Genomic DNA, 12,708 nt, shown 5'->3' on the forward strand with positions numbered 1-12,708 from the left:
ACTTTCTCTCACGGGTCGTTGTCTTCATGGCTTTTCCTTTCGTTGAAGTTTTTGATCAGCCTAACAGCAGCGACCCGCTGCTTTCTCCGGCGCCGGTTCGAAAACCGGCTCACATAGCATCTGAAAGCGTGGGATAACGCCACAGGGTGGCTCAAAACTTCTGACGCGCTGCATTAGCGGTTATTCGGCCCCAGGCCTCCGGCACGCTATACTGGGCAGCAGATGGACCCAAGAGTCGCCAGCGTCAATATTGAGCGCCAGGGACGGCAGGTCGAGGATCTGCTGGCGGTGGAGGAGCCGCTGGAGATCCGCGTGGTCTATTTTGATGAGGGAGAGCTTCGCGAAGAGGCGGTCTCAATCACCATGCGCACGCCGGGCAACGACTGGGAACTGGCGCTGGGCTTCCTGCACGGCGAAGGACTTCTGCCCGATGCCTCGCTGCTGGCCTCGCGCAAGCCGCTTTTGCCCGAGCGTTCCGGCTGCAACAGCGTGCGCGTCAACTTCGCCAAGGAGGCGGCTTTCGATCCTTCGTCGCTCAAGCGCCACTTCTACACCACCTCCAGTTGCGGGGTGTGCGGCAAAGCCTCGCTGGACGCGCTGCGGGCCAATCTGGGCCAGGTGGCGCTCGATCCCCGCTGTCCTCAAGTGAACCGCTCCGTCATTTCCTCGCTGCCCAAGAAGCTCCGCGATGCCCAGGCCGTCTTCCAGCAAACCGGCGGACTGCACGCCGCCGGAATCTTCTCGCCTACTGGCCGGCTCATCCTCAGCCGCGAAGACGTGGGACGCCACAACGCGGTCGACAAGGCGGTGGGACGCCTCCTGCTGGACGACGCCCTGCCGGCCTCCGACTGCATCCTCATGGTCAGCGGACGCACCAGCTTCGAGATCCTGCAAAAGGCCCTGGCCGCCGGCATCCCCATGGTGGCCGCCGTCAGCGCCCCCTCCAGCCTGGCCGTCCAACTGGCTCAGGAGTTCGACCTCACCCTGTGCGGCTTCGTTCGCCAAGGCGACTTCAACACCTACCACGACCCCGGCCGCCTGAGCGGCTGAAACCTCGTCGCCGCGCGCCGTCGAAGAGGTGGCCCCAAATCAGATTCGATGACGACCGCGAAGCTTGCACTTTCACCGCCACCATTCCCAAGCCTTTCACGAGAAGGTGAAACTCACCCCCACAGCCAGCCTCCGCTCACACCTTGCCGCCCTCTACGAGAAGTCCATGCAGCTCAATGCCGACAACCAGAACGCCGTCCAAAAGCCGGAAGATCTGCAGCGGTAGACGAGAGCACCATTCCTCACAATGCCCATTGACACGTTGACGGGTTTTCGAGTAGCCTTTGGCCTGTCGGGGGACAAATTTTAGTTTTCTACGGAGAAGGAGAAGACTATGTCGAATTACCTTTCCCCCGCAGGCCGTCGTCTGCTCATTGCGGCGCTGGCTCTCACCTCACTGGCGCTGCTCTCGTCCTTCGCGCCCGCTTCGCTTCAGAAGGCGACACCCGACAGCCACGCTGTCAATTACCAGATAGATCCCGACGGGCGCCAGTTGGCTATCGGTTCGCTGCTCGACCCCGACGGGCGGCAGCTTGCCATCGGCTCGTTGCTCGATCCCGATGGCCGTCTGCTGGCCGGAGGCCCTGACTGGGACCCCAATGGACGGGCCTCCCATCCGACTATGGACCCCAACGGCCGTTTGCGGACTCCAGGTCCCGTCATTTTTCCCGACCGGCTGGCCCTGGGCTCGACCCTCGATCCCGACGGCTTGACGCGCACCGGTGGCCCTGACTGGGATCCCAATGGCCGGACGCTGGCCGCGCTTCCCCACTTGGACCCCAACGGACAGACGCTGGCCGCGCTTCCCCACCTGGACCCCGACGGAAGCATGCTGGCGACACTCCCGTATCTGGACCCCGACGGAAGGATGCTGGCGACACTCCCGTATCTGGACCCCAACGGGCGGATGCTGGCCACAAATCCAGTCCTGGGTCCCATGGACTGGACACACAGGGGCGGTCCTGAATGGGATCCCGACGGCCACCTCCTGACGGCTTTGCCTGACTTGGATCCCAATGGTCGTCTGCCGGCCTAAGCAGTGCCATAGCTGTGCCGTGCTGATTCCACCCAAGCCTCCCCGGCCCAGGGCTCGGGCACAATAAGCGGAACGCCAGCCTCGCCGCGACGTTGAAAGACTGAGAGGAGCACGAAATGAAGAGATTCCTATGGATTCTACTGGCGATCTCACTTATTACAGGGTCGGCTTGGGCGGCATCGGCCGACAAGGCCGAAGACGAAAAAGGCGTCCGCGCCGCCATTGAAGATTATGTGCTGGGCATTTACCTGGTGGAACCCGAGCGCATCGAGCGAAGCGTCCATCCCGACCTGTGGAAGCGCGGCTTCTACCGCCAGGACGGCCAGTACACGCTCTACCCCATGACCTTCGAGCAACTGGTCAAGCTGGCCGGCGACTGGAACGAGAACGGACGCGTCGACCCCGAGTCCGCGCCTCAGAAGATCGAAATCTACGAAGTGCTCGACAAGACCGCCTCGGCCAAACTGACCGCCGAGTGGGGCATCGACTACTTCCACCTGGCCAAAGTCGATGGCAAGTGGGTCATCATGAACGTCCTCTGGCAGTCGCCCCCGCCTGCCGAATAGTGGCGAATCGGCTCCGCGGTTCACAGCAGAACTGCAGCTCCATTCGAGGCCCGATTGTCTAAGGAGTTGTCTGACCCTGCGAAAGCATCGGATCCTAATCACTGGGTAAGCCGCTGGAAGCCGACTTGCTCGAAATCGGAATCGAGCGATATGGCAGTGCCTCCCTCGGCGTCATCGTGTTTCACCTCGAAGGGCAGCTAACCTCGGATGAGGCGGAGGTTCAGGGGGTAGCGGTGGGGTTGGCCGTTGCCGGCGCGGATGGTGGCCACGAGGATGAGGATGAAATCGGTCAAGGCCACGACGGGCAACAAGAAGGCTACAGGGATGAACAGGAAGACCAAACCAGGCTGGCGGTCCAGCACCGGGAGCATGATCAGGGCCAGGAAGATGAGGCAGAAAACGAGTGCCGCGAAGATCAGCGTGAGGGTGATCTGAAAGTTGACGGCCTCGCGCCCCTGCTCGTCGATAAAGGGGTGCTCGTGGCGTTTCACCAGCCACACGACCAGCGGGCCGATGATGTGGCCAAACGGCACCAGGAAGGCGCCGAAGGCCGCCAGGTGGCAAAAGGCCGCCCAGGTGCGGGCGTCACGCTCTCTGTTGGGGATGGGCTCGTTCATGGCGGGCCTCGACTCGTCTTTCGTGCTTGCTCCTGTATGAACGAACCGGGGGGCCATCTTATTCAATGGCGGTCATCGAAGTAAAAATTCCAGTAGAACAGGTTGGGCAGTCGTAGGACTTCAGTCCCCAGCGGCGACCGCTGAGGCCGGAGTTCCGCAACCGCTCTGAGGGCGCAGCCGAGCGGGGTTCGTTCTCCTCAGTGAGTCGGCAGTCCCGCCGGGAGCCCCCCAGGCCGCCACCGCCCTGAAACGGAAGCGGCCTCAAGAGACATGCGGACCCCGCTACTCCTGTCCCCCGGTGGTTTCGGTGGGTTCAGGAGAAGGGCTGCGGGAATGTTTTTCGAACCAGTGGCGCAGGTACAGTTGGGTGCGCATGAAGTTGCTGGGTTTGCTGCCGGTGCCGTGCCATTCGTCGTTGAAGCGGATCATGGCGGTGGGGACTCCCAACATCTTGAGGGCGTGGTAGAACTCCTCGGTCTGGGCGATGGGAGTGCGCAGGTCCTTGACGCCTGTCATGAGCATGGTGGGCGTCTTGACGTTGCCCACGTAGCTGAGGGGCGAGCGGCGCAAGTGCTCCGAGGCGTCCTCCCAGGGATACTTGGCGAAGTTCTTGTACCAGTAGAGGTTGCCGTCGGTAGTCCCTACGAAGCTGACCCAGTCGATGACCGGGCAGTTGGAGGAAGCGGCCGCGAAGCGGTCGGTATGGCCCACCACCCAAGCCGTCAGCACGCCTCCGCCGCTGCATCCGGTGACGAACATGTTGCTCTCGTCCACGAATCCCTTGGCCAGAAGGGCGTCGACTCCCGCCATCAGGTCGTCGTAGTCCTTGCTGGGATAGGCGTACTTGATGCGGTTGCCGAACTGTCTTCCGTAGCCGGAACTCCCGCGCGGATTGGTGTAGAGCACCACGTAGTCGTTGGCGGCGTGCTCCTGCCATGCGAAGTTGAATCCCACGCCGTACATGCCGTGGGGGCCCCCATGGATCTGGAGGATCATCTTGTACTGGCGCGAGGGATCGAATCCGGGAGGAGTGATGTACCAGCCTTGAATCTCCAGCCCGTCGGAGGAAGTGTAGACGATCTCCTTGACATCGCCCAGCGTGAGGTCGCCCAGGACGTCGTCGTTGACCTGCGTCAGCCGGCGAATGGCGGCGGCGTCTCCGAGGCTGAAAGAGACGATGTCGCCGGGGTCGTGGGGCGCGCTGCGGGTGCCCACCACCAGGCCCTGAGGGGAGATGTCGTCCACCGACAGCATGTGCTGGCCCTGGGTGACAGCCTGCACCGAACCGCCCTCGGCGGGCAGGAAGTAGAGGTTGGCGCTTCCCCTGCTGCGGGCGGTGAAGTAGAGGCCGCTGCCGTCCTCGGCCCAGGTCATGTCGGAGGGGCGGCGATCCCAGTCGCCGGAGATGAGGCGGGGATTGGAGCCGTCCGCCGACATCAGGTAAACGTGCGGAACCAGGTAGGGGTCATCGGTCCAGTCATGGCCCAGGTAGGCCACCTGGCTGCCGTCGGGAGACACCAGCGGATCCGAGTCGGGTCCTTTGCGGGTCGTCAACTGGGTGATCTCGCCGCTTTCCACCTCGACTTTGTAGATTTCCGATTCGCGGTAGACCAATTCGGCGTCGTCAACCCGCAGCCCGTCAAAGAGGATGTACTTGCCGTCGGGCGTGAACTCGATCTCGTTGTGGTTCCACTCCCCCGAGGTGATCTGGCGGGGAGTGCCGCCTTCGGCCGGTACGGTGAAGATGTGACGATGCCCGTCGGGCAAATCGCCGATGCGGTCGCGGCGCCAACGCAGATTCTCCACGATCTTGGGGGCCGGCGTCCACTTGGCGCCCTTGGGAGCGCGGGGCAGGTCGATGCTCCAGTCCCGGCTCTGAGCATCCACGAACATGAGAAAAGCGATCGATTCGCCGTCCGGGGCCCAAGTCGGGCTGGAGGGCGACTCGGTCAAGCGCGTGACTTGGCTGACGGCCCCTTCAGCGTCCATCCAGCGCACGAAGATCTGGTTGCCTTTGGGCTCTCCGGGCGCGGTAAAGAGAATGCGGTCGCCGCTGGGAGACCACTCGGCGTTGGAGCCCTTGATCAGGAAGCGGTTGCGGCTGCCGTCGGCGTTCAGTATCCAGATCTCCGACTCCCACTTGTCCTCCATCTTGTTGATCCAGCGCCGCGTATAGAGGATCTGCTTTCCGTCGGGCGAGATGCGGGGATTGGAGACGCGCTCAAAGTCGAGAAAAGTCTCGAGTTGCAGGCGTTTGAGTTGAGGTGTCGGGTCAGCGGAATCCTGGGCCGAGGCGGGCAGGCCGAGGACCGCCAGCCCCAGCGCCGCCGCCAGCAAGCGAAGGGAAAGTCGTGTCATGGGATGTCCTCCTTGAGGGGGAAGGGATTTGCGCCTGCACCCACGGTATCCCAGCGCCTCCCGGCGGTCAAGACCGCCGGGGGGGCGCAATGGCCAACTTCCAAAGTCCAAGTCGCAAGAGGGGATGAGCGCTGTGGACTCTGCCGGAGGCGGCAGCGAGAGAGACAGGCGAGCAGCCTGATGCCGCCGAGAGCAATTAGGCCTTCAGCGCGGTCGCTGGAACTTGATTGGGGTGTGAACTTGTTGGCCGCCTATCGGCCCTAGCGCCAATAAAGTGACCGTTGTCACAAAGGTGAATTCAGCCTCAAGTTCAAGCGCCCCGCGCCGATATGGCGGGTATGGCTCAACTGGCAAATATTGCACCGCCACTTGGAGAAGATGCCTCCTCAGGCGTTTCCCGGTGGTTTTACTTCAAGGACAAAAAGCGCCGGGGACCGGTCGAGGCCGAAGAGCTGCAGACGCTCTTCGACAAGGGTTCCCTGCCCGGAGACGCCTTGGTGCGTCCCGACCAATTCCGCGCCGAGTGGAGGCCGGCCAGCGAAGTCGACTTCTTCAGCACGCCCGAAGTGGCGCGGCCTTCTTCCATGCCGCCGGCTCCTCCCGGATCGCCGCTGCAGGGATCGGCCGGAACGGTCGTCAACGGTTCCTTTGCCGAAGGCACGCTGAACGATAGCTGGGAACGCAATGACGGCTTTGAAATGGACGGCTGGGCCACCGGAGCTCAGATCCGGCCCTGGGTGCGCTATTGGGCCCGTTTCTTCGATCTCACCATGGGCGGCATCTTCGTCGGCTTCGCCATGGGATTGACGATGCCCCCATGGGTGTTCGACTCGCGCATCCTCTCCGGACTCATCTTCCTCCTGATCTGGATCGTGGTGGAAGGCGCCATGCTTTCGACGCTGGGCTGGACGCCGGGCAAATGGCTGCTCAACGTCCGCGTGCGCGACCGCTCTGGAGACAAAGTCGGTTTCGGCACCGGAATGCGGCGCACCGGATGGGCCATGGTGATGGGCATGGCCGCCGGCTTCCACATCCTGGCCCTGGCGGCCCTGATCTGGTCGTACTTCAGCTACAAGGAGCACGGCGACACCAGGTGGGACCGCGGACTCGAACTCGACGTCGAGCACCGCGAAATCCCGGCCTGGAAGGTGGTCCTCTACATCTTCCTGCTGCTCGCCGTCCCCACCCTGTTCGTGATGGGAGTGCTGGGACTGGCCGTGCTGGCCCTGATGGCCGAAGGCGCCATTTAGCGACCTGCGGTCGAAGTTCCAAGGACCAATCCCCAACTCGCAGGCTCAGCCCGCACTTGTGAGTTGGGTGTGTTGGAGATTGGAAGTTGCGAAGCTAGCGGCTGTCGCCGAACATGTCGCCCAGTCCACCCAGGATGGATCCCTCGCCCTTGCTGCCGCCACGTTGAGGAGCGGCGGCCAGCATGCGTCCCGCCAGGCGCGAGAAGGGCAAAGACTGCATCCACACGTGGCCAGGACCGCGCAGACGGGCGAAGACGATGCCCTCGCCGCCGAAGATCATCGACTTGACCCCTCCCACCCTCTGGATGTCGAAGTCAACGGTCTGCTCGAAGGCTACGATGCAGCCGGTATCGACATGCAGCGTCTCGCCTTGCTTGAGCTGGCGTTCCACCAGAGTTCCTCCGGCGTGGACGAAACACAGGCCGTCGCCCTCCAGCTTCTGCATAATGAAGCCCTCTCCTCCGAAGAGACCGGTGAGAATCTTCTTCTGGAAGAAGATGCCGATCTGAACGCCCTTGGCGGCGCATAGAAAGCTGTCTTTCTGGCAGATCAGCGTCCCGTTCACCTGGGGCAGGCTGATGGGCAGGATGTTGCCCGGATAAGGCGCCGCGAAAGCCACCTTGGCCTTGCCCGACCCCTGGTGGGTGAAAACCGTAATGAAGAGACTTTCGCCCGTGATCAGCCGCTTGCCGGCCCCCAGCAGCTTGTCCATGAACCCGCCGCTCTCGGCCTGGTGGGAGCCGTCGCCGAAGATGGTGTTCATGACGATGTCGTCGTCTTTGTACATCATGGAGCCGGCCTCGGCCACGGCGCTCTCGCCGGGGTCCAGTTCCACCTCCACAAACTGCATTTCCGTGCCCTTGACCTCGTAGTCGATCTCGTCGGCAGCTCCCACCCGCACCGGCGGAGGCGGCGACGAAGAGGCCCCGCCCTGCAGCTCGGGGATCTGGCCGATGGGCTTCCACTCGCCCAGCCCCTCGCGCCAGCCGTATCCGCTGGGATTGGCTTGTGCTCTCTCGGAGGCCTGCTTGAGGTCGTAAGGGCCTTCCTGCTTGCCGTCGTAACTCAGATACCATTGAGACATGCTGATTTCCTTCCCTCTATGCCTGAAGCGGCACGTTTAACTTCTTTCTAACGACCGGGTCTTGGTCGTCCATCAATCCAATTCCAGGCCCAGCTCGGACTCGATGTCCTGCCGCGTTTCTTCATCCAGGCCCATGCCTTCGGCCAGTTGCTTGAGGTAGGCCCGCTCTTCCTCGGTGTCGACTTCGATGGCCAGCAGCGAGGCGGCATAGACCTGGGGCTTGAGCTGTTGGGATTGGGGTTGCTTGACCAGTTCCTTGAGCAATTCGTCCAGCGACAGCGGCTTCTCCATCTGCTGGCGCACGTAGTCGCGTTCTTCCTTGCCGAACCCGCTCTGGCGCAGCTTGAGCAGAATCGCTCCCCGCTCTTCGGCATCGATTTCGCCGTCGGCCGCGGCAGCGGCGATCATGGCCCTGATCAGCAGGAGGGCCTGCTCCTGATTCTGTTGAGAAGAGGACTCAGGCGCAGGCGGTGCTCCCGGAGGTCCCCCGGCGGCGGCCGGAGGAGGAGGAGGGGCCGCGCCCGATGAGCCGGACCCAGGCGGGGGCGGCGGAGGGCCTCCCGAAGCAGGCTGCTGCCCGGGCGGCGACTGCTGACCCGAACCGCCTTTCTTGGACTGGGTGAAGTGCTCGAAGGCGGCAATGCCCACACCCAGGGCTCCCATGCCCACGGCTGTGGCCGCTCCCCCTCCCAGCAGCGATCCCAGTCCGCTCGATCGGCGGCGGCGGCGTCTCCGGCTGCGCCGACGAGACCCGCGAAATTGCGACTTGACCAATCCGCCCAGTAAACGCTGCGCATCAAACATATTGGTTCTTCCTACGCTTTCAGTTTTCGCTTTGTTCGAGCACGAACATGACATTAGCAGTCTAGTCGACAGCCCCACATGGATCAACGCCAGGCAGGCTTGCTTTCACTCAGAAACCCGCTTCAGCCGCAACACCCGCCCCTTTTGCGCTGCGCCGATAGCGCCACTGGGCTATCATGTCGGGTAGATCGATAAGAGGAGAGAGCAGGAGAAGGAGGTCCCGTGCATCGCAAATCCGTGCTAACCCTGCTGGCCTTGGCCCTGGCAACTGCGGGCGTCCTGCTGCCGGCTCAGTCCACGCTGCAAGGGGACGTTCAGAAGAGCCTGCGCAGATTGGCCGACTATGGAGCCTTCGACTGGCTCTCCTACTCAGTGGAAGGCGGCACCGTCCACCTGTCGGGAATGGTGCGCAGGCCCACGCTTCGCCGTTCGGCCAATGCCGCCGTCCAGAGAATCGAGGGCGTCGAGACGGTCAACAATGAAATCCAGGTGCTGCCGGTCTCGACAGTGGACGACCGCATCCGCATAGCCGCCTACTCGGCCATCTACGGTCATCCTCAACTGCGCAAATACCTGCCGGGAGGCGGATCGGTCAGAATCCCCCCCTCTCCCCGCGGACGCAGCGCCTCCGAATTAGTCGACACGGGACAGTTCCATCTGGGCGCACACGCCATCCACATCATCGTGGAACGAGGCCATATCACCCTGCTGGGAGTCGTCAACAACCGCCAGGACGCTCAAATCGCAGAGATCCAGGCCAAGGGCGTGGACGCCGTTTTCTCGGTGGTCAACAGCCTGCAAGTCCAGTAGAAGGCGACTTCCAGCCACCGCCTCTCAGCGTTCCTAAAAGCGAAAATTTTCGCTTTTAGGACAATTGTACTGAAACAGGCGGCCGACAGGTCCGTAAGAGAATAACGTTTAAGCCCGAACACTTCAGTTGCGAAAGGCCGGAGACATGAAACGCCCGCTTCTGTTCATTCTCATCCTGGCGCTGGCCGGAGCATCCTTGGCGGCCCAAGGGCCGGTCACCACACGCCCCTCCTTTCCCGCACGGGACCCGGGCTTCACCTGGGACCGCGCCAACGCCGCCCACCTGATGCGCCGCGCCGGATTCTCAGCCTCTCCTCAAGAAATCGACCGCATGGTCTCGCAGGGATTCATCGCCACGCTGGACGAACTCCTGGAATACGAGACGGTCGACGACTCGGCCATGGAAGAAGCCCTGGCGGCCCGCGACTACCAGCTCAGCCGCGCCGTTCCCCAGGTGGAGGGGCTGGTGCTGGCCAATCCGGTGGAACTCAACCGCTGGTGGCTCTACCGCATGATCAACAGCCGCCGCCAGTTGCTGGAGAAGATGACCTACTTCTGGCACGACCACTTCGCCACTTCGCTGCAGGAGGTCAATCAGGTCAAGCCCTCCACCGGACGGCCCCTCATCCTCATCCAGCAGGACACCTTTCGCGAGCACGCCCTGGGCAATTTCAAGGACCTGGTGCACGACATGGCCCGCGATCCGGCCATGCTCATCTGGCTCGACAACTTCCTTAACGTTCGCAACCAGCCCAACGAGAACTGGGCCCGCGAGTTGCTGGAACTGTTCACCATGGGAGTCGACCAGTACACCGAAGAAGACATTCAGGAAGCAGCCCGGGCCTTCACCGGATGGACTTTCGACTTCGACCGCATGAACCCCGACGAATTCGACTACGACTTCCTCTTCATCCCGGTCCTCCACGACTTCGGCCCCAAGACCTTCCTGGGCCGGACCGGCAACTGGAACGGCGACGACATCATCAACATCATCTTCGAGCAGGACGTGACCGCCGAGTTCATCGCCGCCAAGCTGTGGGAGTTCCTGGTCTACCCCGATCCCGACCCGGGGCTGATCCGTCAGTTGGGAAGGGTCTTGCGCGAGAACGGATACGAGTTGAAGCCGCTGCTGCGGGCCATCTTCCGCCATCCCGAGTTCTTCTCCCAGCGGGCCTACCGCGGCCTGATGAAGGCGCCGGTGGAGGCCGGAGTGGCCTTCGCCCGCGAGATGGAGCTGGAGAGCCCCGAGTTCCTGCCCTTTTTCATCAATCAGATGAACCAGCTCCTCTTCCTGCCTCCCGACGTGGGCGGATGGACCAGCGGGGTGGGCTGGGTCAACACCTCCACCCTGCTCTTCCGCTACGACTACTACAACGACATGCTGGCCATCCGTCAGCCGGTCCCTGTACGCAACCGCGAGACCGACGTGGTGCGTTTCGTCAATCCCGCCGATCTGGAAGGCATGGTGCAGCGGTACGGACTGGTTTCCGAAGAGGACGTAGTGGATCACTTCGTGGACCGCCTGCTGGCCGGAGACGCCACCGCCGACGAGAAGCTGGTGCTGGAAGACTACCTGCGGCGTCAGGCCGACGGCACCATCGGCGAGTTCGACATCGCCAATCCCGTCCACATCGACACCAAGGTGCGGGGATTGGCTTACCTGGTCACCCTGCTTCCGGCCTACCAAACCAACTAGGGGAGGCGCGATCCATGAAACGGCGAGACTTTCTCAAGAACCTGACTTTTCTCTCCTCGGCGCTGTGCGCGCCCACCTTCCTGGTCAAGTCCATCAAGGCCGCCAAGGCCCAGGGCATCACCCAGGCCGCCGCGGCCAACGGACGGGTGCTGCTGGTGCTGGAGATGGCGGGGGGCAACGACGGGCTCAACACCATCATCCCCTACAACGACTTCAATTACAGGGACAAGCGCCCTACCCTTGGAATCCCTGCCAATGATGTGCTCACGATCGACGACACCTACGGCATGCATCCCGCCATGACGGGGATGCGCGACCTGTGGGACGAGGGCGTCCTGGCAGCCATTCACGGGGTGGGCTACCCCAACCCCAACCGCTCCCACTTCCGCTCCTCCGACATCTGGCACACGGCCGAACCTGAGATCGTGGCCAAAGACGGATGGCTGGCCAAGCACCTGGACGAACTGGACAGCCAGGCCACCCTGGAGGCGCTGGCTATCGGGGGAGGCGTACCTAAGGCCATGATCTCCTCTCAGGGAGCGTCTCCCGCCATCCGCAGCATCGAGACCTTCCAGCTCGACACCAACCTCAATCCGGGCGACGGGGGCGGCGAGTACCCGGACGGCGCCAATATCAACGCCGCCTTCCAGCAGGTGCTGGCCCAGCCCCAGAACCGCTTCGGGCTGCAGGACTTCGTGGGCCAGACGGCGCTGGACGCCACCCTGGCCTCCATCGAACTGCTGGAGGGACAGGGCGGATACAACAGCACCGTGGAATACCCCGACAGCGCTTTCGCCGAGAACCTGCGCACGGTAGCCCGGGTGATGGCCGCCGACCTGGGTGTGAGCGTCTTCTACGTCACCCTGGGCGGATTCGACACTCACGCCGAGCAGAGCAACGGCAATCCCGTGCAGGGCGTTCACGCCACCCTGCTGGACACCTTCTCGCAAGGACTGGCCGCCTTCTGGGCCGACATGAAGCAACTGGGCTTCGACCAGGACGTGCTGGTGATGTCCTTCAGCGAGTTCGGACGGCGGCTCTTCGAAAACGCCAGCGACGGCACCGACCACGGCACCGCCAACCAGATGTTCCTGCTGGGCGGACCGGTCATCGGCGGATTCCACGGAGAGCATCCCAGCCTGGCTCCCGATCAGCTCGATCAAATCGGCGACATGACCTTCACCCAGGACTTCCGCAGCGTCTATGCCACCGTGCTCGAGAACTGGCTGGGCGGCGACTCCGCCGCCGTGCTGGGAGAGTCCTGGCCCACCCTGGACGTTCTCAACGTATAGGCGTGGGCGCCTTACGTAGGCGTGGGCGCCTTGCCTGCGCCCAAACACTCCATAGCCTTGGCTGAGGTGGGCTATGAGTGTGGCGCGTCAAAAGACCAGATTGCTGCAGGCGCGATCCCATCCGAATATTTGCGCTCCGTCTTTC

General features: G+C 63.0%; 12 protein-coding genes. 8 read left to right on the forward strand and 4 right to left on the reverse strand.

The window, feature by feature from the left end; genetic code table 11:
* Window positions 1-222 precede the first annotated feature (222 nt).
* From fdhD to VLU25_16205, 4 genes are all read left to right on the forward strand, one after another.
* Window positions 223-1,050, forward strand: a complete 828-nt coding sequence (fdhD, locus tag VLU25_16190; protein HSR69476.1) for a formate dehydrogenase accessory sulfurtransferase FdhD — start codon at window positions 223-225, stop codon at window positions 1,048-1,050.
* 64 nt (window positions 1,051-1,114) lie between these two features.
* Complete coding sequence (locus VLU25_16195; protein HSR69477.1) at window positions 1,115-1,276, forward strand: hypothetical protein; 162 nt, start codon at window positions 1,115-1,117, stop codon at window positions 1,274-1,276.
* A 108-nt stretch (window positions 1,277-1,384) separates the two neighbouring features.
* Window positions 1,385-2,086, forward strand: coding sequence for a hypothetical protein (locus tag VLU25_16200; protein HSR69478.1), 702 nt, complete (start codon window positions 1,385-1,387; stop codon window positions 2,084-2,086).
* Window positions 2,087-2,202: 116 nt separating this feature from the next.
* The gene (locus VLU25_16205; protein HSR69479.1) at window positions 2,203-2,652 is read left to right on the forward strand and encodes a nuclear transport factor 2 family protein; all 450 of its coding nucleotides are present in this window, start codon (window positions 2,203-2,205) and stop codon (window positions 2,650-2,652) included.
* Between the two features lie 197 nt (window positions 2,653-2,849).
* On the opposite strand, the gene VLU25_16210 is transcribed toward VLU25_16205, so the two are convergent.
* Together VLU25_16210 and VLU25_16215 are read right to left on the reverse strand one after the other, a co-directional pair.
* Window positions 2,850-3,269: a DUF4870 domain-containing protein gene (locus VLU25_16210; protein ID HSR69480.1), complete on the reverse strand. Its 420-nt coding sequence runs from the start codon at window positions 3,267-3,269 to the stop codon at window positions 2,850-2,852.
* A gap of 282 nt (window positions 3,270-3,551) precedes the next feature.
* Window positions 3,552-5,627 carry a S9 family peptidase gene (locus VLU25_16215; GenBank protein HSR69481.1) on the reverse strand — a complete coding sequence of 692 codons (2,076 nt, stop codon included), beginning with the start codon at window positions 5,625-5,627 and terminating at the stop codon, window positions 3,552-3,554.
* A gap of 338 nt (window positions 5,628-5,965) precedes the next feature.
* Here VLU25_16215 and VLU25_16220 point away from each other — a divergent pair, with 338 nt between their 5' ends.
* Complete coding sequence (locus tag VLU25_16220; GenBank protein HSR69482.1) at window positions 5,966-6,877, forward strand: RDD family protein; 912 nt, start codon at window positions 5,966-5,968, stop codon at window positions 6,875-6,877.
* Between the two features lie 94 nt (window positions 6,878-6,971).
* Here the strand turns inward: VLU25_16220 and VLU25_16225 are convergent, their stop codons facing one another.
* Together VLU25_16225 and VLU25_16230 are read right to left on the reverse strand one after the other, a co-directional pair.
* Window positions 6,972-7,961: a TIGR00266 family protein gene (locus tag VLU25_16225; GenBank protein ID HSR69483.1), complete on the reverse strand. Its 990-nt coding sequence runs from the start codon at window positions 7,959-7,961 to the stop codon at window positions 6,972-6,974.
* Window positions 7,962-8,033: 72 nt separating this feature from the next.
* Window positions 8,034-8,765, reverse strand: coding sequence for a DUF533 domain-containing protein (locus tag VLU25_16230; GenBank protein HSR69484.1), 732 nt, complete (start codon window positions 8,763-8,765; stop codon window positions 8,034-8,036).
* A gap of 222 nt (window positions 8,766-8,987) precedes the next feature.
* Here VLU25_16230 and VLU25_16235 point away from each other — a divergent pair, with 222 nt between their 5' ends.
* The 3 genes from VLU25_16235 (at window position 8,988) to VLU25_16245 (ending at window position 12,563) form a co-directional block, all read left to right on the forward strand.
* Window positions 8,988-9,575 carry a BON domain-containing protein gene (locus tag VLU25_16235; protein HSR69485.1) on the forward strand — a complete coding sequence of 196 codons (588 nt, stop codon included), beginning with the start codon at window positions 8,988-8,990 and terminating at the stop codon, window positions 9,573-9,575.
* Window positions 9,576-9,720: 145 nt separating this feature from the next.
* A complete protein-coding gene (locus VLU25_16240; protein HSR69486.1) occupies window positions 9,721-11,271 on the forward strand; it encodes a DUF1800 domain-containing protein in 1,551 nt (516 codons plus the stop codon).
* A gap of 14 nt (window positions 11,272-11,285) precedes the next feature.
* Window positions 11,286-12,563, forward strand: a complete 1,278-nt coding sequence (locus tag VLU25_16245; protein ID HSR69487.1) for a DUF1501 domain-containing protein — start codon at window positions 11,286-11,288, stop codon at window positions 12,561-12,563.
* Window positions 12,564-12,708: the final 145 nt, after the last annotated feature.

The sequence above is a fragment of the Acidobacteriota bacterium genome, from assembly GCA_035471785.1.
Classification (GTDB): Bacteria; Acidobacteriota; UBA6911; order RPQK01; family DATIPO01; genus JANQFM01.

Coding starts and splice junctions, on each gene's coding strand:
- fdhD (HSR69476.1), top strand. CDS start 223: ATGGACCCAAGAGTCGCCAGCGTCAATATTGAGCGCCAGGGACGGCAG.
- VLU25_16200 (HSR69478.1), top strand. CDS start 1,385: ATGTCGAATTACCTTTCCCCCGCAGGCCGTCGTCTGCTCATTGCGGCG.
- VLU25_16205 (HSR69479.1), top strand. CDS start 2,203: ATGAAGAGATTCCTATGGATTCTACTGGCGATCTCACTTATTACAGGG.
- VLU25_16210 (HSR69480.1), bottom strand. CDS start 3,269: ATGAACGAGCCCATCCCCAACAGAGAGCGTGACGCCCGCACCTGGGCG.
- VLU25_16215 (HSR69481.1), bottom strand. CDS start 5,627: ATGACACGACTTTCCCTTCGCTTGCTGGCGGCGGCGCTGGGGCTGGCG.
- VLU25_16220 (HSR69482.1), top strand. CDS start 5,966: ATGGCTCAACTGGCAAATATTGCACCGCCACTTGGAGAAGATGCCTCC.
- VLU25_16225 (HSR69483.1), bottom strand. CDS start 7,961: ATGTCTCAATGGTATCTGAGTTACGACGGCAAGCAGGAAGGCCCTTAC.
- VLU25_16230 (HSR69484.1), bottom strand. CDS start 8,765: ATGTTTGATGCGCAGCGTTTACTGGGCGGATTGGTCAAGTCGCAATTT.
- VLU25_16240 (HSR69486.1), top strand. CDS start 9,721: ATGAAACGCCCGCTTCTGTTCATTCTCATCCTGGCGCTGGCCGGAGCA.
- VLU25_16245 (HSR69487.1), top strand. CDS start 11,286: ATGAAACGGCGAGACTTTCTCAAGAACCTGACTTTTCTCTCCTCGGCG.